Below are 17,709 nucleotides of genomic sequence, written 5' to 3'. Positions count from 1 at the left end.
CCGATTTACACGATGGCGTCGCGGATCTGCGGCAGTCGCGCCTCGAACGCGGCCAGTCGGTCTCGCGTGCGCTGCGGCTCGCCCTTCGTTGCCAGGCTGAGCATGCCCGGGTCGCCGCGCTCGATGCCCGCGGCGATCCGCTCGGTGGCGGTGGTCATGCGCGCCACCACCGCGTCGAGCAGGGTCATCGGACCCCACTCGGCGTAGGTGTCGACGACGAGCTCGAGGCGGCGGACGACGTCCTCCACCGGGATCTCCCGATAGAGCGGGATCGCGGTCCAGCAGAGGAAGGCGAGGTCGTCGATGGGCCGGCCGGGGCCGGCGAGGTCCCAGTCGATCATCGCGACGAAGTGCCCGCTCTGGATGATCCAGTTGTAGGCGCCGGGGTCGTTGTGACAGATGACCTGGTCGTCGGCCAGCTCGACGGGTGCGTCGCCGGTCTGGCGCCACACGCGCGGGCCGTCGGGACGGTACCCGTCGACGATGTCGTGGAAGTCGCGCAGCCAGGCGACCGCCTCCACGAGCACCTGGTCGAGCACGACCTCGCCGTCGACCGGAACCCCGCGACCCTCGATGTACGAGACGATCTCGCGCCCGTCGTCGTCCAGGCCGGAGACGTGCGGGATGCCGCCCAGGCCCTCGTCGCCGAGCCAGTCGAGCAGCTCGTGGACCGCGGGCGTCCAGGGGCCGGTGGGGCGGCGGACGGTGCGCCCGACGCGCCACACGCCGCCGGATCCTCCGGGGAGGTGCTCAGGGATCTCTTCACCACGTGACACGCTGGCATCGTGACACATCATCACGGGATCGAGGCCCCCGAGGGACCTCCGCGTCCCCGCCTCGCCTGGTCGCTGACCGCCGTCGTCCTCGTCGTCGCCCTCGCCGCGCTGGCGGGCGTCGCGATGCTGTGGCCGGACCGGAGCGAGGTCCCCCAGGGCGCCGATCCGTACGGCGCCGTCGAGATCCTGGACGCCACCGTCACCGAGGTGACCCCCTTCGACTGCGGCAGCACCGGCACCGGACCGGACAACGTCCCGATGGTCGAGGGCATGTGCGCGCAGGTGTCCGCCGAGACGGCGCAGGGCGATCCGGCCTCGTTCACGCTCGACCCCACCCGGTACGTCGGGGGCGGCATGTCCACCGGCGACGAGATCCGCCTGAGCGCGATCACCCCCGAGGGCCAGGCCACCAGCTACGAGTTCTACGACTACCAGCGCCGCCCGCAGCTGGCGATCATCGCGCTGGTCTTCGCGGTGCTGGTGATCGCGGTGGGGCGCTGGCGCGGCGCCTTCGCGCTCCTGGGTATCGGCATCACGCTGCTCGTGCTGCTGCGGTTCGTGCTGCCGGCCCTGCTGTCGGACCAGCCACCCATCGCCGTGGCGGTGGCGGGATCGACGGTGATCATGCTGGCCGTGCTCTACCTCGCCCACGGCGTCTCGATCCGCACGACCTCGGCGCTGTTCGGGACGCTGTTCGGCATCACCTTCACCGCGGCCGTGGGTGCGGCGTCGACCGACTGGGCGCACCTGACCGGCGTGGGCTCGGAGGACGACCACCTGCTGCTGGCGACGGCGCCCCAGATGAGCCTCTCCGGCGTGGTGGCCGCGTCGATGGTGATCGCCGGGCTCGGCGTGCTGAACGACGTGACCGTGACGCAGGCCAGCGCCGTGTGGGAGATGCGGGCGCTCAAGCCCACCGCGGGCCGCCCCGAGCTCTTCGTCTCCGCGATGCGCATCGGTCGCGACCACATCGCGTCCAGCGTCTACACGCTCGTGTTCGCGTACGCCGGCACGGCGATGACGACGCTGCTGCTGATCTCGGCCTACCAGCGCCCGCTGCTCGAGGTGGCCGTCACCGAGCAGATCGCCCAGGAGGTCATCCGCACCCTGGTCGGCGCGATCGGTCTCGTGCTGGCGGTGCCGATCACCACCGCGATCGCGGTGTGGCTGGCGCCCACCCGCGTCAGCGCTGAGCGTGACGTTTCCGGGGTCGCCACGCCGTGAACGACCCCGCGAACGTCACGCTCAGCGCTCCAGACGCGACCTGACCGCGGCGGCGAGGCGCTCTGCGGCACCCGGGGTGACGTCGAGGTAGAGGCACGGCTCGACCGCCTCGAGCTCCATGACGACCGGTCCGTCCGGGCCCGGCACCATGTCGACGCGCACGTACAGCGGCACGCCGAAGCGGGCCGCCAGCTCGCCGTGGGCGGCGAGAGCGAGGTCGATGAACTCCGGCGCGGCCTCCCGGGCCGTGACGAGGTCCTCGTCGTGCATGATCGCGGCCTCCGAGGCCGGGTCGTCGGGGTCGAGCAGCTCGGCGGTGCCCTGCTCGCGCAGCACCGGCTTCTTGTGCAGCGCGTGCGACAGCTCTCCGCCGAGGAACACGACGGACGTCTCGCCGGCCGCATCGACGCCCGCCACGTAGGGCTGGACCATCGCGACGCGGTCGGCGGCGTTGATGGCCGCGATGAGCTCGCGCGCCTCGTCGTGGTGGTCGGGGTCGAAGCGGCCGGTGTCGCGACCGCCGGCGGACACCGTGGGCTTGACGACGACCTCACCACGCAGCTCGGGCGCCTCGGATCCCGGCACGACGTACCGCGTGGGCACCGTGGGCACGCCGAGCGCGCCGAGGTAGGCCTTGTCGGAGTTGAAGGCGATCAGCTCGGGCGGGTTCGCGACGCGGTCGCCGAGGGAGCGCGCCCAGGCGACGAAGGCGTCGCGCTGGATCGTGTAGTCCCACACCGAGCGGATCACGACGAGGTCGTACACCGACCAGTCGACGGCCGGGTCGTTCCACACGGCGAACTCCGCGCCGACCAGCCGGGCGGCCTCGCGGTCGTCCTCGAACCCGTCGGCATGCTTGGCGCAGGTGGCGAAGGCGATGCGCTGCTCCGGCATCAGAGGTCTCGCTCCGCGCGGAACACCGCCACGAGGGCGTTGGCATGACCGTGTCCGAAGCCGAACTGCTTCTTGAGGAAGCCGACCTGCTGCATGTGGGTGTCGGTGACCACCGATTCCAGCTGGCGCATCCAGTGCTCGATCGGCTCGCCGTACTTCTTCTCGATCGCCGGGAAGTACGACCGGGGTCCCTTGGCTTCACTCATGACCCCGAGCCTAGGACCGGTCGCCGACACCATCCGTGCGCCCTCGGAACGAGAGGCCGCGCTCGCGCAGCGCCTGCGCCAGGACGCGCACCGCCTTCGGGCCCACGCCGTGCAGGGCCGCGACCTCCGCCTCGGTCCGACCCGCCACGAGATCGATCGTGGTCAGCCCGGCATCCACGAGAGCACGCGTCGCCGGCCGCCCGATCGCCGCGGGCAGGTTGCCGGCCGTCAGAGGAGATCACCGTCCACGTAGAACCAGCGCCCGTCCTCGCGGACGAACCTCGACCGCTCGTGCAGGATCCCGAGTTCGCCGTCGGTGACGTAGCTCGCGCGGAACTCCACCACGCCCTGGTCGTCCTCGGGTCCACCGGCCTCTGTGTCGAGGACCTGGAGCCCTCGCCAGCGAGGGTTGTCGGACAGGTCGAGGTCGACCGGCCGCGTTGAGGGGTGCCACGTCCGGAGCAGCCAGTCACGGTCGGCGCGCTGGAAGGCGGCGAACCGGGAGCGCATCAGCTCCTCGGCGGTGCGGGGCTCGTCCGTCATGCGCCCAGCCTGTCACGGCACAATCGCCGCATGGACGTCCTGCGCTCGATCAGCTTGTTCGCCGTGGCCGCCGTCGCCGAGATCGGCGGCGCGTGGCTGATCTGGCAGGGGGTCCGTGAGCACCGCGGGGTGCTGTGGATGGGCCTGGGCGTCGTCGCGCTCGGGCTCTACGGGTTCGTCGCCACCCTCCAGCCGGACGCGAACTTCGGCCGGATCCTGGCCGCGTACGGCGGCGTCTTCGTGGCCGGCTCGCTGGCGTGGGGCATGCTGCTCGACGGCTTCCGACCCGATCGCTGGGACCTCGCCGGCGCCGCGGTCTGCCTCGTCGGCGTGGCGGTGATCATGTACGCGCCGCGAGGCGCCTGACGCCTCACGTCGAGAGCGAACGGAGCAGGTTCTCCATGAGCTGCCACAGGACGTGGTGCTCGGGGTCCCTCACCACCTGGTCCATCCCTGCGAGCTCCAGCATCATGTAGCCGTGGAGCGCGCTCCACCACTGCGCCGCCACCGCCTTGCCGTCTCCGGGGCGGAGTCGTCCCGCGGCCATCGCCCGCTCCACCAGGGCGACGAGCTGACGGAAGGCCGCGTAGGCCACCTCGGCGTCGGGGCCCTTGCCGCCCAGGCCTCGCACGCTGATCGCCCCGAACATCACCGCGTAGAGGTGGGGGTTCTGCAGTGCGTTCTCGCGGTAGGCCACGGCCGCCGCCAGCAGATCGGCCGCCGGGTCGTCGGTCAGCTCGACCGCGCCGACGCGATCGATGAGGCGGCGGAAGCCCTCGGTCGCGACGGCGTCCACCACCGCGCCCATGCTCCCGAAGTGGGTGTAGACGGCCATGGTCGACGTCCCCGTCACCGTGGCGAGCCGTCGGGACGACAAGGCGGAAGGGCCCTCCTCGTCGAGGATCCGGGCCGCCTCCTCCAGCAACCGCGCGCGCACCGCCGACGCCTCGGGCACCGGTACAGAACTCATGCTCGACAGCATGGCATAACAGCGTTATGGTCGCGGATAACAGTGTTATGCGGCTCGGGCGCCCGTTTCAGGAGATCCCCCATGACCGACACCGCCGTGCCCATCGAGGCACCAGCCAACCGTTACCTGCGCGACAACTTCGCCCCGGTGCGCGAAGAGCTCACCGCCACCGACCTCACCGTCACCGGCCACCTGCCCGAGCACCTCGACGGGCGCTACCTGCGCATCGGGCCGAACCCGATCGACGACCCCGGCGACCAGCACCACTGGTTCCTCGGCGAGGGGATGGTGCACGGCGTCCGGCTCCGCGACGGGCAGGCGCAGTGGTACCGCAACCGCTGGGTCCGCGCGGCCGGCGTCGCCGAGGCCTTGGGCGAGCCCGTTCGCGGCACCCCGGGCGAGCTCGACTTCGCCGCCAACACCAACGTGCTGGAGCACCACGGGAAGACGCTCGCGCTGGTCGAGTCGGGCCTCCCGCCGTACGAGCTGACCCACGACCTCGACACGGTCGGCCCGTGCGACTTCGACGGCACCCTCCCGAGCGTCCCGGGGCGCCCGGGCTACTCCGCCCACCCGCACCGCGATCCCGACACCGGCGAGCTGCACGCCCTGTCCTACAGCTGGATGCGCGGCAACCGCCTGACCTACTCGGTCCTGGGCACCGACGGGCGGATCCGCCGCAGCGTCGACGTCGAGGCTCACGGCAGTCCGATGGTCCACGACTTCGCCCTCACCGAGCACTTCGCCGTCATCCTCGACCTGCCGGTCACGTTCGACATCAAGGCCGCCACCGCCGACACTCCTCGGCTGCAGCGACCCTTCGTGCGGGGCGTGCTCAACCGCGTCATCGGCCGCAACCCCCTGCCCGAGCCGGTGATCGCCAGGATCGCCCGCGGCGCCGGCGGCCCGTCGCTGCCCTACCACTGGAACCCGGACTACCCCGCCCGGATCGGCCTGCTCCCCCGCGATGCCGAGGGCGACGCGGTGCGCTGGTTCGAGATCGACCCCTGCTACGTGTTCCACACGCTCAACGCGTACGAGGACGGCGACACCGTGGTGGTCGACGTCGTGCGGCACGCGAGGATGTTCGCCACCGAGCTGACCGGCCCGAACGAGGGTCCGGCGACGATGACCCGCTTCACCCTCGACCTGCGCACCGGCCGGGTGAGCGAGAGCAGCCTCGACCAGCGCTCGCAGGAGTTCCCACGGCACGACGAGCGGCTGACGGGGCGGCGCCACCGGTACGGCTGGGCCGTCGGCTTCGAGGACGGCGTGCCCGGCGACTCGGTCCTGCGCCACGACCTGACCGCCGGCACCACCGCGTCGCGCCACCTGGGCGCGGACATGGAGGCCAGCGAGTTCTGCTTCGTCCCCCACCCGGACGGCACGGCCGAGGACGACGGCGTGCTGCTGGGATACGTCCACGACCGCTCCGACGGTCGCAGCCAGCTGCGGGTGCTGGACGCCGAGACCCTGGAGGACGTGGCCACGGTGCTGCTGCCCGGCCGGGTGCCGGCGGGCTTCCACGGCAACTGGGCACCGGAGGGCACCGACCCCGGCGACCTCTAGTGGCCGGAGGCGGCCCGGGCGGCGCGACCGCCGACGATCGCGCCGTGGATCACGAAGCCGAGGATGAGGGCGGCACCGACCAACACGACGGCGAGCAGGACGTTCTCGCCGATCGGCAGCACGGGCGCGAGGCCCGCGAGGAACGCGCACACCGCAGCCCGGATGGTCGGGTGCTCGGCGCGCTGGTGGGCCGCGAGCCAGGCCTCGTCACTGGCCATCGTCGACCCGGTGCGGATGCCGGCGTACGCGTTGCGCTTGAGCCTCCCGCTCGCCGCGGCGCGCGCCATCCACCACAGCAGCGACCCCGTTCCGAGCATCACCGCCGACAGGACCACGCGTGCCAGGAGCTCCTCGGTCATGGTCCACCACGCTAGCCGAGGCGGGGGCCGCTCCCGCGCCCTAATCTGGGTGGGTGACCGCCGTGGACGACGAGGCCTTCTCCTGCCTGATGGACTCCGTGGACCCGCCACTCGTGGTGGTGACCACCGCGGCCGACGGCGAGCGAGGCGGGTGCCTCGTCGGCTTCCACGCCCAGTCCAGCATCGACTCCGAGCACTACAGCGTCTGGCTGTCGAAGGCGAACCACACCTACCGCCTCGGCCTGCGCGCCCAGCGCTTCGCCGTGCACTTCCTCACGGCGCAGGACCTCTCGCTCGCCGAGACGTTCGGCACCCGGTGCGGCGCCGAGACCGACAAGTTCGCCGACCTGACCGTCGACATCGACGAGCACGGCGTGCCCCTGCTGCGCGACTGCCCGAACCGGCTCCTCCTCGAGCGGATCGCCGTGCTGGACGACGGCGGCGATCACGTGTGCCTCACCACGCGCGTGGTCTCGGCCGTGTCCAGCGGACCGTTCACCCCGCTGCGCGTGTCGGACGCCGACGGCCTCGAGCCCGGCCACGCCGCCGAGGAGCGCGCGGTCGCTCCCTGACGGGCTCGGTCGTTCCCACCCTGCGGCAGGCGGCGATGCCCAGCGACGAACGATGAGGCATGGGGGTACCCCAGCGGGGCCGAACGCATCATCCTTCGTAGTGGGGGGTGGTCACCGTGATCATGCGACGTTGGCGTGGAGCCGTCAGGGCCGAGCACGCCGAGAGGTACCTGGCCCACCAGAGCGAGACCGGAGTGCGCGAGTACCGGGCCACGCCGGGCAACCGCGGGGCCGTCGTGTTGCGCCGCCCTGTGGGCGATCTCGTCGAGGTGGTCACGCTCTCGCTGTGGGACTCGATGGACGACGTCCGCAGGTTCGCCGGGGACGAGCCCGAACGGGCGGTCTTCTACCCCGGCGACGACGACCTGCTGGTCGAGAAGGACGAGCACGTCGACCACTGGGAGGTCGTCGAGGCTGACCTCGATCCGGGAGGCGACCGTGGTCGCTCGTAGCGTCGCCCAGAAGATGGGGCTCAAGGCCGGCTGGACCGCCCATCTCGTGGACGCGCCCGACGGCGTGCCCGAGTCGATGGGGCTGCCTGATCTGCACCTCGTGCCCCTACACGGAGAGGTCGACTACCTCCACCTGTTCGTCACCACGCAGGAACGGATGCGCGAGGAGCTCCCGCACCTCGTACTCCACCTCGCACCTCAGGGGAAGCTCTGGGTCTCGTGGCCGAAGGGACGCGGGCTCGGCTCCGACCTGACGCTGCCGACGGTGATCGAGATCGGCTACGACTGCGGGCTCGTCGAGAGCACCTGCCTGTCGATCGACGCGACGTGGAGCGCCCTGCGCTTCACCCGGCCCAAGCCGGGCGTCGTGTATCGCAACAGCTTCGGCACGCTGCCCGACCAGCACTGAAGGTCAGCGGCGCTCGGCGTCCACCCGTCGCAGCCAGTCCGTGACCAGCGCAGCCACGAGGGCCGGCTGGTCGAGGTGGACGTTGTGCCCGGCGGCGTCGAGCACCGCGAACGTCGCCCGCGGGTAGTGCTCCACGCGCGCCCACGCGTCCTCGTATCCCACAACCTGGTCCTGCCGAGCCGTCACGATCAGCGTCGGCGCAGCGAACGGCTCGGGAGACGCCTCCTCGGGCTCCGCCTCCAGCGCGTACCGGCGGGCGATCCGCTCCATCGCGTCCTGGTCGGCGGCGATCACGCCCGGCAGGGCGTGCTCGGTGTAGGCCTGAGCATTCTCCCGCGTCTGGATCACGGCCACCTCGGCGTAGTCCGCACCCGCGTCTCCGAGCGACGCCACCACGGCGGCGTCCTCGACCAGGACCTGCTGCTCGGGCACGGTGCGGCGGTCGTGCTCGGCGACGAACGCCCCCGCGATCGTGGCGAGTCCGAGCACGCGGTCACGCTGGTCGTGCGCGATGCGCCGCGCGACCATGGCGCCGAACGAGTTGCCCAGGATCGCGAAGGGCTCGTCCCCGAGCCGGCGAGCGAGCTCGTCCCGCACGGCGGCGGCGACGCCCTCGGTGCTGGCGACGTCCCCCGCCGGACTCCGTCCGTGCCCCGGCAGGTCGACGTAGAGACGCCGCCAGCCGCCGGCGGCCTCGACGGCCGGGTCGAGCGGCAGCAACAGCCGGTGATCGACCCCGAAGCCGTGCAGGAGGACGAGCGGGGTGCCGGTGCCCCGCTCGACGACGTGCACGCTCACTCGAGGAGGGAGCGCAGGGTCTCGAGGTCGTCCTCGATCATCTGGCAGTCACGCTCGAACTCGTCGTCGCTGAGCTCGAGCTGACGGATCGTGAAGAGGACCTCTGCGCCGTCGGGGTGGGCCATGACCCGCATCGGGTTGGTGACCGTCTCGCCCGACGGCAGCGTGACGTCGTGGTCGAGGATCCCGAGCTCGTTGCGCTCGACGAAGCGCACCGTCACCTCCCCCATCGGCGACTGGGCGACCAGGACGTCGCCACGCACCTCCACCTCGGCCTGGGCGAGACCCGCGGCCCAGCGCGGCAGGTGGGCCGGATCGACCGCGTAGGCGTAGACGCTCTCGGGAGACGCCGCGATGACACGGCTGATGTGGCGAGACCTCATGCCGCCCAGCATCGCACCGTGGCCGCCGTCAGCGCATTGCCACGAGGATCACGGCGCTGAGGACGCTCGTCCCGATGAAGAACGGCGCGTTGATCGCGCCGTAGAGCACCGGCCGGGGCACGTTCGGGTTGATGGCGATCTGGAAGGCCATCGCCGTCAGATACCCGACGCCGACGACCAGGCCGAAGGCGATCGCGTCCGCGATGCGGGTGATGTCGAGCGCCTCGATCAGCACGGCGCTCGTCAGCAGCGTCACGAGCTGGCAGACGACGGGGCCGGCCGCCGACACCGCGGTGGCGGGTGGTGCCTCCTGGCCTTCGCGGCCGAGCGAGACGGCATAGGGCTTGGCGATGACGACGGCGAACCAGACCCCGGCCAACACGATCGACGCGACGGCAGCGATCGCGACGGCGATCCAGTTGATGTCTCCCAGGACGGTGAACACGTGAGCTCCTCGATTCCGGCGGCCACGGTGGCCGCTCGTCTCCGAGGCTCCCGGACGTACAGGACAGGATGTGTCCTCCATTGTCGGCAGACTGCAGACGTGACCACGACGTCCGGACGACTGCTGTCCCTGCTCTCGCTGCTGCAGACGCGGCGGGACTGGCCCGGTGAGGTGCTGGCCACCCGGCTCGAGGTCAGTCCTCGCACTGTTCGCCGCGACATCGACCGCCTGCGCGAGATCGGCTACCGGATCGACGCCTTCAAGGGGCCCGCCGGCGGGTACCGGCTCGACGCGGGGGCCGACCTGCCTCCCCTGCTCTTCGATGACGACCAGGCAGTGGCGTTGGCGGTGTCGCTGCAGGTCACCGCGACCACCGGCGCCGGCCTGGACGAGCGGATCGGCGAGGCCGCGCTGCGTGCGCTGACGACCCTCCGTCAGGTCATGCCGTCGCGCGTGCGGCACCGGCTCGACGCGCTGCCGCTGGCCGTCGTCGAGCCGCGTGCGGACGCCGACGAGGTCGACCGCGGCGTCCTGCTCGCGGTGGGCGGAGCGGTCCACGCGCGCGAGGTGCTGCGGTTCGACTACGGCGAGGACTCGAGGCGGGCCGAGGCGCACCACCTCGTGCTCTGGCGCGGCCGCTGGTACCTCGTGGGCTGGGACCTCGACCGCGACGACTGGCGCACCTACCGCGTCGACCGGATCAGCCCGCGCGTGCCGAACGGCCCGCGCTTCGGCGACCGCGAGCTGCCCGGCGGCGACGTCGCGACCTTCGTGACGGGACGGTTCCGCGGGTCGGAGGCCACCGCGGGCTGGCCCTGCACCGGCGAGGTCGTCGTCCACCTGCCCCTCGACCGCGTGCGACCGTTCACCAGCACCGGATTCGCCGAGCAGGTCGGCACCGACCGCACCCGCCTCGGCGAGGGCTCCTGGTCGTGGCCCTCCCTCGCGGCGTCCTTGTGTCGCTTCGACGCCGACCTCGACGTCGTGGGCCCGCGGGAGCTGAAGGAGGCGCTCAAGGTGCTCTCGGACCGCGCTGGCCGTGCAGCCAGTCCCGGACCGGCCCGATCTTGAGTCGGTTCGGCCCATATACGGGCCGAACCGGCACAACACCGCTCAACAGTCCAGTGCCTCAGCGGTGGCGTTGCACGCGTCCCTCGTCCCACACGGGCTCCGAGCTCTCACGCACCACGCCGTCGGCTCCGAAGACCAGGAATCGGTCGAAGGTCTTGGCGAACCAACGGTCGTGGGTCACCGCCAGGACGGTGCCCTCGTACGACTCGAGCGCGGCCTGCAGCGCCTCGGCCGACTCCAGGTCGAGGTTGTCGGTGGGCTCGTCGAGCAGCAGCGACGTCGCTCCGCCGAGCTCGAGGCGCAGGATCTGCACCCGTGCCTTCTGCCCTCCCGAGAGCCGTTCGTACGTGGTCTCGGCCTGCTGCTCCAGCTCGTAGCGCCGCAGTGACGACATCGCGGGCCCGCGCTGCAGTGCATGTTCGGCCCACAGGATGTCCAGCAGCGTCCGGCCTTCGAGCTCGGGGTAGGCGTGGGTCTGCGCGAAGTGACCCGGCACGACCCGCGCGCCGAGCTTCCAGGCGCCCGCGTGGTCGACCGGCTGACCCGCCAGCAGGCGCAGGAAGTGCGACTTGCCTGAGCCGTTCGAGCCGAGCACGGCCACCCGCTCGCCCTGGAACACCTCGAGGTCGAAGGGCTCCATCAGGCCCGTCAGCTCCAGCTTCTCGATGGTGATCGCCCGCACGCCGGTGCGGCCGCCCTTCAGGCGCATCGTGATGTCCTGCTCGCGCGGTGGCTCAGGGGGCGGGCCGATCTCCTCGAACTTCCTCAGCCGGGTCTGCGCCGCGGCGTACCGCGACGCCATCGCATGGCTGACGGCGGCAGCCTGCTGCAGGCTCACCACCAGCTTCTTCAACCGCGCGTGCTGCTCGTCCCATCGCTTGCGCAGCTCCTCGAACCGCGCGAACCGCTGCGTGCGGGCCTCGTGGAAGGATGCGAAACCGCCTCCGTGCACCCACACGTCGGCTCCGGCCGGCGACGGCTCGACCGAGAGGATCTTGTCAGCGGCCTCCGACAGCAGCTCGCGGTCGTGCGAGACCAGCAGCACGGTCTTGCGGGTCTCGCGCAGTTGCTGTTCCAGCCAGCGCTTGGAGGGGACGTCCAGGTAGTTGTCGGGCTCGTCGAGCAGCAGCACCTCGGCCGGTCCGCGCAGCAACGCCTCCAGCACGACCCGCTTCTGCTCACCGCCCGACAGCGTCACGGCCTCGCGGTCCATGACGGAGTAGTACGAGGCACCCAGGGCTTCGATCGTGCACATGTCCCAGGTGTTCTCGTAGTCGTAGCCCTCGGCTTCGGCCCAGTCCGAGAGCGCCTGGGCGTAGGCCATCTGCGTGGCCTCGTCGTCGTTCGAGGCCAGCGCGGCCTCGGCGGCGTCCACCGCTCGCGCGGCGTTGCGGATGCGGTCGGGTGCCACACTCACCAGCAGGTCGCGCACCGACGACCCGTCACGCACCGTGCCGACGAACTGCGGCATCACGGCCAGACCACCGGAGACGTTCACGGTGCCCGAGTCGGGCGTCAGAGAGCCGTCGATCAGCCTGAGCAGCGTCGACTTTCCGGCCCCGTTCGGCCCGACCAGCGCCACCACGGACCCCTCTCCCACACGGAAGGACACGTCACCGAGCAGCAACCGCCCGTCCGGCAGGACGTATTCAAGGTGTGCGACGTCGACGTGACCCATGACAGAAGCCTGTCAGTACCCACGCCAAGGGGGCCGCGCGGCTGGGGCTCAGTGCCGCGACGATGTGCCGCTCTGGCCCGTATATGGGCTTGAGTGACTCATCATCGAGGCACCGATTCAGACGTTGAAGCGGAACTCCACCACGTCGCCGTCGGCCATGACGTACTCCTTGCCCTCCATGCGCACCTTGCCGGCGGCCTTGGCCTCGGCCATCGAGCCCGCAGCGACGAGGTCGTCGAAGGAGACGATCTCGGCCTTGATGAAGCCCTTCTGGAAGTCGGTGTGGATCACGCCGGCGGCCTCGGGGGCGGTGGCGCCCTTCTTGATCGTCCAGGCGCGCGACTCCTTGGGGCCCGCGGTCAGGTAGGTCTGCAGGCCGAGCGTCGTGAAGCCGACGCGCGCCAGCTGGTCGAGGCCCGGCTCGTCGATGCCGAGGTCGGCGAGCATCTCGGCGCGCATCTGCTCGGCCTCCTCGTCATCGCCCAGCTCGACCAGCTCGGCCTCGCTCTTGGCGTCGAGGAAGACGGCCTCGGCCGGGGCGACGAGCTCGCGCATCTTGGCCTTGAGGTCCTCGTCGGACAGCTCGTCGGTGTCGCAGTTGAAGACGTAGAGGAAGCGCTTGGCGGTCAGCAGGTGCAGGTCGCGGAGCGCCTCGAGGTCGAGTCCAGCCTTGAGCACGCCGGTGCCGGCCTCGAGCACCTCCTTGGCCTTCTTCGCCTCCTCGAACTGCGCGACGAGGGACTTGTCCTTGCGCGACTCCTTGTCGAGCCGAGGCAGCGCCTTGTCGACGGTCTGCAGGTCGGCCAGGATCAGCTCGATCGAGATGGTCTCGATGTCGCTGCCGGGGTTGACCTCGCCGTCGACGTGCGTGACGTCCTCGTCGCGGAAGACGCGGGTGACCTGGCAGATCGCGTCGGAGTCGCGGATGTGGGACAGGAACTTGTTGCCCATGCCCTCGCCCTCGGACGCGCCGCGCACGATGCCGGCGATGTCGACGAACTCGACGGTGGCCGGCAGGATCCGCTCGGACCCGAAGATCTCGGCCAGCTTCTCCAGCCGCGGGTCGGGCACGCCGACCACGCCGACGTTCGGCTCGATCGTCGCGAACGGGTAGTTCGCCGCGAGGACGTCGTTCTTGGTCAGGGCGTTGAAGAGGGTCGACTTGCCGGCATTGGGAAGTCCGACGATTCCGATGGTGAGGGCCACGGGAGCCCAGCCTACTGGCGTGTTCCTCGACCGCCGATTCCCCCGTATCCCGCGGGTGTAACTCCGTGATACATTCCGCGTGACCCTCGTCACACTTTCTTTGGGAGCTCCCGTGTCTCGTTCTGCCCGCCTCCTCGCCTCGGCGGCCGCCGTGGCCCTTGCCATCGGCCTGTCGGCCGCCCCGTCCGCCACCGCTGCGCCGTCCGCCGGCTTCTACGACCCGCCGGCCGACCTGCCCGCCGGCAACGGCACCGTCGTGCGCACCGAGCCGATGAAGCTCGGCCTCACGCTGAAGGGCATCTACATGCCCGGCACGGCCACCCGCCTGCTCTACACGTCCACCGACCAGGCCGGCAAGAAGGCCGCCGTCACGGGCGCCTACATCGAGCCGACGAAAAAGTGGACCGGCTCCGGGCCCCGCCCGCTCGTCGCGGTCGCCGCCGGCACCCAGGGCCAGGGCGACGCGTGCGCCCCGTCCAAGTCCCTCGAGACGTTCATCAACCTGGACGGCGACGAGGTCGGCATCGGCTACGAGCTCCCCGGCATCCTCGACTTCCTGAACCGCGGGTTCGCGGTCGTCCTCACCGACTACATCGGCCTCGGCACCACCGATCGCGTCCACACGTACACGAACCGCCTCGACATGGGACAGGCCCTCCTCGACGCCGCCCGCGCCGCACTGAAGCTCCCGAACACCTCGGTCACCGCGTCGTCCCCGATCGGCCTCAACGGCTACTCCCAGGGCGGCGGCGCCGCCGCCTCGGCCGCCGAGCTGGCGCCCACCTACGCCCCCGAGCTCAACATCAAGGGCGCCTTCGCGGGCGCTCCCCCGGCCAACCTGATCGAGGTGCTGAAGTCCGCCGACGGCACCGACCTGACCGGCGTCATCGCCTACGCCATCAACGGCATCACGCCCTACAACCCCGAGCTGCAGGGCGCGCTCGACACGCTCGCCACGCCGGCCGGCAAGGAGGCGCTGGAGAAGGTCAAGACCCAGTGCATCGGCAGCACGCTGTTCTCCTACGGCTTCCAGAAGACGTCGAAGTGGACCACCAACGGCAAGTCGCTCTACGACACGGTCAAGGCCGATCCCGCCCTGCGCGCCCCGGTCGACGAGCAGCGCATCGGACGGCTCAAGCCCGCCGTGCCGGTCCAGGTGCTCACGGGCACGAAGGACGACATCGTCGACCACGCCCAGGCCAAGCAGCTGGCGAAGGACTGGTGCGCGAAGGGCGTCAACGTCACCTACGTGCCGGTCGTCCAGCCCATCGGCACCGGCGGCACCGCACTCAACCACCTCACCCCGATGATCACGCGCCTCGGACCCAGCCACGACTGGCTCGCCGACCGCCTCACCGGCAAGTCGGTGCGCTCGAACTGCAGCTCCCTGTGGCTGCTGCCCTGACGGCCGCACGATGACCGAGCCGGGTGATGATCGAGTCGTGGACCACGACCCGATCGTCGCCCGGCTCCGTGCTGCCGGGTGCGTGTTCGCCGAGCGCGAGGCCGCCTTCGTGCGCCGCCACCTGTCGGACCCCGGCGACATCGAGCGCGCCGTCGAGGCCCGCGTCACGGGCATGCCGCTGGAGCACGCGGTGGGAGTCGCGGAGTTCGCCGGCCTCGTCGTTGCGGTCGCCGACGGGGTCTTCGTCCCCCGGCGTCGTGCCGAGGTGATGGCCGAGGTCGCCAGCACGCACCGCCCCGACGCGCGCGTGGTCGTCGACCTGGGCTGCGGCTGCGGCGCCCTCGCCGCCGCCCTCAGCACCCGCCTGCCCGGCGCCGAGGTGCACGGCGTCGACGTCGACCCCGCCTCGGTGGTGGTGGCTCGGGTCAACGGCCGGCGCTTCGGCTTCCACGCCCACCACGGCTCGTGGTGGGACGGACTCCCCTCGTCCCTGCGTGGCCGGGTCGACCTCGCGGTCGGCTACCTCCCGCACGTCCCCACCGACCGGGTCGACCAGATCCACGCCGACTTCCGCGCCCACGAGCCGCGTCACATGGTCGACGGCGGCGCCACGGGCCTCGACCACCTGCGCGCGGTCGCCGCTCCCCTCACGGACTGGCTGAGCCCCGACGGTGCCCTCGTGACCCTGCTCTCCGCCGGCCAGGCGCCCGACGTGCCGGGGCGGGTGCTGCACGCCGACGACGAGGACGCGGTGGTCGCCCTCCATCCCGGCACGATGGGACACTGGGCCTCGTGACTGTCATCAAGATCAACGCCATCACCGTGCCGAAGGACGCCGGCGACGAGCTGGCCCACCGCTTCGCCAAGCGCGCCGGAGCCGTCGACGGCCAGGCCGGCTTCGAGGGGTTCGAGCTGCTCAAGCCCACCGACGACCGCGAGCAGTGGCTCGTCGTCACGCGCTGGAGCGACGAGGAGTCCTTCCAGGCCTGGCTCAGCTCGCCGGCCTTCGGACACGGGCACCGCTCCGAGGCCGAGCGGTCCGGCGGCGAGGCGCCCAAGCCCGTGTCGACCCACAGCGAGGTGTGGAGCTACGAGGTCGCCGACCTCTCGCAGGGCTGACTCACGCCCCACGCATGGCCTCGACGACCTTCTGCACCCGGCGCTCTCGCGTGTCGTCCTTCTTCGCCTCGGCCACCGAGCGGGCGTGCTCCTTGCGGTGCGAGTAGGCCAGGGCGTCGAAGTCCGCGCGCAGACCGGCCTCGTCCAGCGCGGCCGCCAGCGCGTCGGGCACCTCGACCTTCCGAGGCGCGGCGTCCACCTCGATGCGCACCTCGACCTGCTCGCCGATGTCGACGCCCAGCGCCTGGCGCTTGGCCTTGCTCAACCCGATCAGGTTCTCGCCGCCCATGCGCGCCAGCCGGGCGGCCTCGGTCACGTCGCCGATGGTGACCCGCACCGGGAACGCCTTGCCGGCCCCGAGGGACTCCACCTGATCGTCGGTGAGGATCACCGCGGCGGCCCGGCCCCGCGGCTCGAGCGTCGTGGTCAGGGTGAGCGCCAGCTTCGTCATGGGGTTTCCTCGTCGGTCGCGTGTGCCTCGATCGTTCCGCGAGCGACCCGCGGTGTCCACCGCCCCACGGAAGTGTCGGTGCCCGCCGCCACCATGGCCGCATGGCCACCTTCCCCAGCCTGACCGCGCTGCTCGTCCTGCTGCTCGTCACCGCCCTCGCCGGCGTGCTCGGCTTCGTCCTCGGCACCCGCAGCCGCCCCACCTCCGCGCAGGACGTCGACGTCGCCGCGGCGGCCACCTCGCGCGCGGTCGCCCCCGTGCGCGAGAGTCTCGACCGCTTCGACTCGCGGCTGCGCGACCTCGAGTCCAGCCGCATCGAGTGGCACGCCCAGCTGCGCGAGCAGGTCGAGTCCGTCCGCGTCACGGGCGAGGCGCTGCGGCGCGAGACCGCCTCGCTGTCCACCGCCCTGCGACGTCCCGAGGTGCGTGGCCGCTGGGGCGAGCTGCACCTGCGCCGCACCGCCGAGCTCGCCGGCATGGCCGAGCACTGCGACTTCGACCTCCAGGTCGCCACCGACGGTGGCCGGTTGCGTCCCGACATGGTCGTCCGGCTGGTCGGCGACCGGCACATCGTCGTCGACTCCAAGGTGCCGCTGGACGCGTTCCTCGACGCCACGGCCACCGACGACCCCACGTCCCGCGACGCCCACCTGGCTCGTCACGCCCGCCAGCTGCGCACCCACGTCGACCAGCTGGCCGCCAAGTCCTACTGGCGCCAGTTCGAGTCGGCGCCGCAGTTCGTGGTCCTGTTCGTGCCCGGCGAGTCGTTCCTGTCCGCCGCGCTCGAGGCCGACGGCGCGCTGCTCGAGCACGCGGCCGAGCGCCAGGTGGTGCTGGCCTCCCCCACCACGCTCGTCGCCCTGCTGCGCACCGTCGCGCTGGCGTGGACCCAGGAGTCCGTCGCCGAGAACGCCCGCGAGATCCACCGTGCGGCCGTCGAGCTGTACGAGCGCCTCGGCACCGTCGCCGGGCACGTCGACAAGCTCGGCTCGTCCCTCGAGCGGGCCGTCCGCTCCTACAACGACACCGTCGCGTCGGTCGAGTCCCGGCTGCTCGTCAGCGCGCGGCGGCTGCACGACCTCCAGGTCGACGACGTCCCGCCGTTCCACCCGCGTGTGATCGAGGCGACACCCCGCGTCATGACCGCGCCCGAGCTGCTCGATGAACTACGTTCATGAC

General features: G+C 71.6%; 24 protein-coding genes. 11 read left to right on the top strand and 13 right to left on the bottom strand.

All coding sequences use genetic code 11. The features are described from left to right. Positions 1–5: 5 nt before the first annotated feature. Positions 6–776 carry a phosphotransferase gene (locus AFL01nite_RS09730; protein WP_246119667.1) on the bottom strand — a complete coding sequence of 257 codons (771 nt, stop codon included), beginning with the start codon at positions 774–776 and terminating at the stop codon, positions 6–8. A 9-nt stretch (positions 777–785) separates the two neighbouring features. Here AFL01nite_RS09730 and AFL01nite_RS09725 point away from each other — a divergent pair, with 9 nt between their 5' ends. Then, positions 786–2,000, top strand: coding sequence for a YibE/F family protein (locus AFL01nite_RS09725; protein ID WP_146827480.1), 1,215 nt, complete (start codon positions 786–788; stop codon positions 1,998–2,000). Positions 2,001–2,021: 21 nt separating this feature from the next. On the opposite strand, the gene AFL01nite_RS09720 is transcribed toward AFL01nite_RS09725, so the two are convergent. The 4 genes from AFL01nite_RS09720 to AFL01nite_RS09705 form a co-directional block, all read right to left on the bottom strand. Then, positions 2,022–2,894 (bottom strand): ATP-grasp domain-containing protein, encoded by an 873-nt coding sequence (locus AFL01nite_RS09720; RefSeq protein WP_146827479.1) that lies wholly within the window; start codon positions 2,892–2,894, stop codon positions 2,022–2,024. After that, positions 2,894–3,100: a DUF4287 domain-containing protein gene (locus tag AFL01nite_RS09715; protein ID WP_146827478.1), complete on the bottom strand. Its 207-nt coding sequence runs from the start codon at positions 3,098–3,100 to the stop codon at positions 2,894–2,896. The genes AFL01nite_RS09720 and AFL01nite_RS09715 overlap by 1 nt, the downstream gene beginning before the upstream one ends. Before the next feature lie 10 nt (positions 3,101–3,110). Continuing rightward, positions 3,111–3,248 (bottom strand): helix-hairpin-helix domain-containing protein, encoded by a 138-nt coding sequence (locus AFL01nite_RS15610; RefSeq protein ID WP_246119666.1) that lies wholly within the window; start codon positions 3,246–3,248, stop codon positions 3,111–3,113. Between the two features lie 80 nt (positions 3,249–3,328). Continuing rightward, a complete protein-coding gene (locus AFL01nite_RS09705) occupies positions 3,329–3,643 on the bottom strand; it encodes a YchJ family protein (RefSeq protein WP_146827476.1) in 315 nt (104 codons plus the stop codon). Between the two features lie 30 nt (positions 3,644–3,673). Here AFL01nite_RS09705 and AFL01nite_RS09700 point away from each other — a divergent pair, with 30 nt between their 5' ends. Beyond that, positions 3,674–4,009 carry a YnfA family protein gene (locus AFL01nite_RS09700; RefSeq protein ID WP_146827475.1) on the top strand — a complete coding sequence of 112 codons (336 nt, stop codon included), beginning with the start codon at positions 3,674–3,676 and terminating at the stop codon, positions 4,007–4,009. 4 nt (positions 4,010–4,013) lie between these two features. Here the strand turns inward: AFL01nite_RS09700 and AFL01nite_RS09695 are convergent, their stop codons facing one another. Continuing rightward, a complete protein-coding gene (locus tag AFL01nite_RS09695; protein ID WP_186813890.1) occupies positions 4,014–4,613 on the bottom strand; it encodes a TetR/AcrR family transcriptional regulator in 600 nt (199 codons plus the stop codon). A gap of 81 nt (positions 4,614–4,694) precedes the next feature. Between AFL01nite_RS09695 and AFL01nite_RS09690 the strand changes: the two genes are divergently transcribed. Further along, the gene (locus tag AFL01nite_RS09690) at positions 4,695–6,182 is read left to right on the top strand and encodes a carotenoid oxygenase family protein (protein WP_146827473.1); all 1,488 of its coding nucleotides are present in this window, start codon (positions 4,695–4,697) and stop codon (positions 6,180–6,182) included. Here the strand turns inward: AFL01nite_RS09690 and AFL01nite_RS09685 are convergent. Then, positions 6,179–6,541, bottom strand: a complete 363-nt coding sequence (locus AFL01nite_RS09685) for an SdpI family protein (protein ID WP_222593480.1) — start codon at positions 6,539–6,541, stop codon at positions 6,179–6,181. The two genes, AFL01nite_RS09690 and AFL01nite_RS09685, sit on opposite strands and share 4 nt — an antisense overlap. 53 nt (positions 6,542–6,594) lie before the next feature. Here AFL01nite_RS09685 and AFL01nite_RS09680 point away from each other — a divergent pair, with 53 nt between their 5' ends. From AFL01nite_RS09680 to AFL01nite_RS09670, 3 genes are all read left to right on the top strand, one after another. Next, positions 6,595–7,113 carry a flavin reductase family protein gene (locus AFL01nite_RS09680; RefSeq protein WP_222593479.1) on the top strand — a complete coding sequence of 173 codons (519 nt, stop codon included), beginning with the start codon at positions 6,595–6,597 and terminating at the stop codon, positions 7,111–7,113. Positions 7,114–7,235: 122 nt separating this feature from the next. Next, positions 7,236–7,565, top strand: a complete 330-nt coding sequence (locus tag AFL01nite_RS09675) for a hypothetical protein (protein ID WP_146827472.1) — start codon at positions 7,236–7,238, stop codon at positions 7,563–7,565. Beyond that, a complete protein-coding gene (locus tag AFL01nite_RS09670; protein WP_222593478.1) occupies positions 7,552–7,974 on the top strand; it encodes a hypothetical protein in 423 nt (140 codons plus the stop codon). The genes AFL01nite_RS09675 and AFL01nite_RS09670 overlap by 14 nt, the downstream gene beginning before the upstream one ends. Before the next feature lie 3 nt (positions 7,975–7,977). Here AFL01nite_RS09670 and AFL01nite_RS09665 read toward each other — a convergent pair whose 3' ends face one another. Genes AFL01nite_RS09665 through AFL01nite_RS09655 form a run of 3 tightly spaced genes read right to left on the bottom strand, consistent with a single transcriptional unit; the run spans position 7,978 to position 9,600 of the window. Beyond that, positions 7,978–8,772, bottom strand: coding sequence for an alpha/beta fold hydrolase (locus AFL01nite_RS09665; protein WP_222593477.1), 795 nt, complete (start codon positions 8,770–8,772; stop codon positions 7,978–7,980). Next, the gene (locus tag AFL01nite_RS09660) at positions 8,769–9,155 is read right to left on the bottom strand and encodes an SRPBCC family protein (RefSeq protein WP_146827471.1); all 387 of its coding nucleotides are present in this window, start codon (positions 9,153–9,155) and stop codon (positions 8,769–8,771) included. Before AFL01nite_RS09660 ends, AFL01nite_RS09665 begins: the two co-directional genes overlap by 4 nt. A 28-nt stretch (positions 9,156–9,183) precedes the next feature. Then, complete coding sequence (locus AFL01nite_RS09655) at positions 9,184–9,600, bottom strand: DUF1761 domain-containing protein (RefSeq protein WP_146827470.1); 417 nt, start codon at positions 9,598–9,600, stop codon at positions 9,184–9,186. A gap of 99 nt (positions 9,601–9,699) precedes the next feature. On the opposite strand from AFL01nite_RS09655, the gene AFL01nite_RS09650 reads away from it, so the two are divergent. Further along, positions 9,700–10,671: a helix-turn-helix transcriptional regulator gene (locus AFL01nite_RS09650; RefSeq protein WP_146827469.1), complete on the top strand. Its 972-nt coding sequence runs from the start codon at positions 9,700–9,702 to the stop codon at positions 10,669–10,671. Positions 10,672–10,729: 58 nt separating this feature from the next. On the opposite strand, the gene AFL01nite_RS09645 is transcribed toward AFL01nite_RS09650, so the two are convergent. Both AFL01nite_RS09645 and ychF read right to left on the bottom strand, forming a co-directional pair. Beyond that, positions 10,730–12,349, bottom strand: a complete 1,620-nt coding sequence (locus AFL01nite_RS09645; protein ID WP_146827468.1) for an ABC-F family ATP-binding cassette domain-containing protein — start codon at positions 12,347–12,349, stop codon at positions 10,730–10,732. Between the two features lie 117 nt (positions 12,350–12,466). Continuing rightward, complete coding sequence (gene ychF / locus AFL01nite_RS09640; protein ID WP_146827467.1) at positions 12,467–13,555, bottom strand: redox-regulated ATPase YchF; 1,089 nt, start codon at positions 13,553–13,555, stop codon at positions 12,467–12,469. A gap of 112 nt (positions 13,556–13,667) precedes the next feature. On the opposite strand from ychF, the gene AFL01nite_RS09635 reads away from it, so the two are divergent. Genes AFL01nite_RS09635 through AFL01nite_RS09625 form a run of 3 tightly spaced genes read left to right on the top strand, consistent with a single transcriptional unit; the run spans position 13,668 to position 16,079 of the window. Further along, the gene (locus AFL01nite_RS09635) at positions 13,668–14,960 is read left to right on the top strand and encodes a lipase family protein (RefSeq protein WP_146827466.1); all 1,293 of its coding nucleotides are present in this window, start codon (positions 13,668–13,670) and stop codon (positions 14,958–14,960) included. 37 nt (positions 14,961–14,997) lie between these two features. Then, a complete protein-coding gene (locus AFL01nite_RS09630; RefSeq protein WP_186813889.1) occupies positions 14,998–15,756 on the top strand; it encodes a methyltransferase in 759 nt (252 codons plus the stop codon). Beyond that, positions 15,753–16,079 (top strand): antibiotic biosynthesis monooxygenase family protein, encoded by a 327-nt coding sequence (locus AFL01nite_RS09625; RefSeq protein ID WP_146827464.1) that lies wholly within the window; start codon positions 15,753–15,755, stop codon positions 16,077–16,079. The genes AFL01nite_RS09630 and AFL01nite_RS09625 overlap by 4 nt, the downstream gene beginning before the upstream one ends. A 1-nt stretch (position 16,080) precedes the next feature. Here the strand turns inward: AFL01nite_RS09625 and AFL01nite_RS09620 are convergent, their stop codons facing one another. Beyond that, positions 16,081–16,530, bottom strand: a complete 450-nt coding sequence (locus tag AFL01nite_RS09620; RefSeq protein WP_146827463.1) for a YdeI/OmpD-associated family protein — start codon at positions 16,528–16,530, stop codon at positions 16,081–16,083. 101 nt (positions 16,531–16,631) lie between these two features. On the opposite strand from AFL01nite_RS09620, the gene AFL01nite_RS09615 reads away from it, so the two are divergent. Beyond that, positions 16,632–17,708: a DNA recombination protein RmuC gene (locus tag AFL01nite_RS09615; RefSeq protein WP_146827462.1), complete on the top strand. Its 1,077-nt coding sequence runs from the start codon at positions 16,632–16,634 to the stop codon at positions 17,706–17,708. Position 17,709: the final 1 nt, after the last annotated feature.

The sequence above is a fragment of the Aeromicrobium flavum genome (assembly GCF_007992115.1).
GTDB classification, from domain to species: Bacteria; Actinomycetota; Actinomycetes; order Propionibacteriales; family Nocardioidaceae; genus Aeromicrobium; species Aeromicrobium flavum.
Note: the sequence above shows the minus strand (reverse complement) of the source record. Positions and strands in the feature narration are given on the sequence as shown.

Bases quoted from the DNA above. Each gene is read 5' to 3' on its own strand.
- AFL01nite_RS09720 (WP_146827479.1), bottom strand. From the start codon at position 2,894: ATGCCGGAGCAGCGCATCGCCTTCGCCACCTGCGCCAAGCATGCCGAC.
- AFL01nite_RS09715 (WP_146827478.1), bottom strand. From the start codon at position 3,100: ATGAGTGAAGCCAAGGGACCCCGGTCGTACTTCCCGGCGATCGAGAAG.
- AFL01nite_RS09705 (WP_146827476.1), bottom strand. From the start codon at position 3,643: ATGACGGACGAGCCCCGCACCGCCGAGGAGCTGATGCGCTCCCGGTTC.
- AFL01nite_RS09700 (WP_146827475.1), top strand. From the start codon at position 3,674: ATGGACGTCCTGCGCTCGATCAGCTTGTTCGCCGTGGCCGCCGTCGCC.
- AFL01nite_RS09695 (WP_186813890.1), bottom strand. From the start codon at position 4,613: ATGAGTTCTGTACCGGTGCCCGAGGCGTCGGCGGTGCGCGCGCGGTTG.
- AFL01nite_RS09690 (WP_146827473.1), top strand. From the start codon at position 4,695: ATGACCGACACCGCCGTGCCCATCGAGGCACCAGCCAACCGTTACCTG.
- AFL01nite_RS09685 (WP_222593480.1), bottom strand. From the start codon at position 6,541: ATGACCGAGGAGCTCCTGGCACGCGTGGTCCTGTCGGCGGTGATGCTC.
- AFL01nite_RS09675 (WP_146827472.1), top strand. From the start codon at position 7,236: ATGCGACGTTGGCGTGGAGCCGTCAGGGCCGAGCACGCCGAGAGGTAC.
- AFL01nite_RS09660 (WP_146827471.1), bottom strand. From the start codon at position 9,155: ATGAGGTCTCGCCACATCAGCCGTGTCATCGCGGCGTCTCCCGAGAGC.
- AFL01nite_RS09645 (WP_146827468.1), bottom strand. From the start codon at position 12,349: ATGGGTCACGTCGACGTCGCACACCTTGAATACGTCCTGCCGGACGGG.
- AFL01nite_RS09620 (WP_146827463.1), bottom strand. From the start codon at position 16,530: ATGACGAAGCTGGCGCTCACCCTGACCACGACGCTCGAGCCGCGGGGC.
- AFL01nite_RS09615 (WP_146827462.1), top strand. From the start codon at position 16,632: ATGGCCACCTTCCCCAGCCTGACCGCGCTGCTCGTCCTGCTGCTCGTC.